The organism is Providencia sp. Me31A (assembly GCF_050487165.1).
Lineage (GTDB): Bacteria > Pseudomonadota > Gammaproteobacteria > Enterobacterales > Enterobacteriaceae > Providencia.
The window spans coordinates 1-1238 of record NZ_JBKQGZ010000069.1 but is presented as its reverse complement, the minus strand read 5'-3'; the positions used below and the strand labels follow the sequence as shown (position 1 = coordinate 1238).

Genomic DNA, 1238 nt, shown 5'->3' with positions numbered 1-1238 from the left:
AGATAAGGAGTGGATTATTCATGAACTATTATCCAAAGAAAAATCTCAATATCGTTGGTTACTTTTTTAACCATCAGGATACTTCCAAGTCAATATATAGAATTAATAAACGTTTTTTATGGGCCAACACATTTTGTCTGTTGAGTGCTATTATCGCCCTAACTTTTAGTGGAGTCAGCATGGCAAAAAATACAATGGATGAAATTTATGTAATAAATTTATCCTCTAATGATGCAGGTTGTGGTGTCAAAGTCAATGATATGTTAATTATGGATAATTCAAATACGGTAAAAGGGAACTATTCTGCCGGCCAAAATATATCGAGTATGCTGACTAATGAGCTAAATACATTAAGTTTAATTATGTATAATGATTCTGTTCTAGCAGAAGAAGAAAAACTAACACCAGACATGTGGTGTGAGGTGGAACTAAATAAGTTATCCGAAAATGGTAATAGCACATTTGTATCAGGTATTAAATTAGCTGGAAATAATGATGGGAAAATAATTATTTCCGATAAATATAAACATAATATGGATCAAGTTTATTTTGGTGGCTCCAATAGAAAAAGTGAAGGGAGTATGTTAGAAGCAAAAAATCAATTTAATGTACAAGGGCTCCCAAAATGGCAGTGGGAAAAAGCAACGCCTGTTACGGAATCTGATATTCCTAAGATTCAAGCATTTTATCGAGAGCTACAACAAGCCTTTGCTGATAAAAATCTCAACAAATTAAAAGCAATGGGTAAAATATCATGGGAAGAGTTTGCCTATGCAGATAATAGTTCCCCTGACATATTTTGGCATTCACTTAATTTTAAAGAAAGACTTGAACAAGGATACAAGCCTGCTCCAATTAATTGGGATGAATATAGCTTTATCACTTATGAGGGACAGCGTATTTTCCGTTATGAAGTAGGTTTTCATCGCTTATCCCCCATCGAGTTAATTAGTCCTGAAGGTAAAAATTATTTTTATAATCCTTACCTTTCCATTATTGATGGAAAAGTCACGATTGTTCGATAAGGAATTAATTTATGCCAAAAATTATTCTTATTGGTGACTCTGATACAGGCCATGGAAAACATGGCCCAACCCAAGTAATTACAGGTTCACCAACGGTAAAAGTCGATGGTAAGGCAGTTGCTCGGCAAGGGGATATTTTAGCGCCTCACGGTGGACATTCAAGAACCATCGTTGGTGGCTCAAGTTGTGTGTTTATTGATGGCAAGCCAGCGG

The 1238-nt window shown here is 35.1% G+C and carries 2 protein-coding genes; both read left to right on the top strand.

The window, feature by feature from the left end; all coding sequences use genetic code 11:
- The first annotated feature begins 20 nt into the window (after nt 1-20).
- On the top strand, nt 21-1025 hold the full coding sequence (locus ACLPIE_RS22485) for a hypothetical protein (protein ID WP_430263841.1): 1005 nt from the start codon (nt 21-23) through the stop codon (nt 1023-1025).
- A gap of 11 nt (nt 1026-1036) precedes the next feature.
- Nucleotides 1037-1238 (top strand): PAAR domain-containing protein (locus tag ACLPIE_RS22480; RefSeq protein WP_430263840.1); only part of this gene is annotated, 202 nt, incomplete at its 3' end.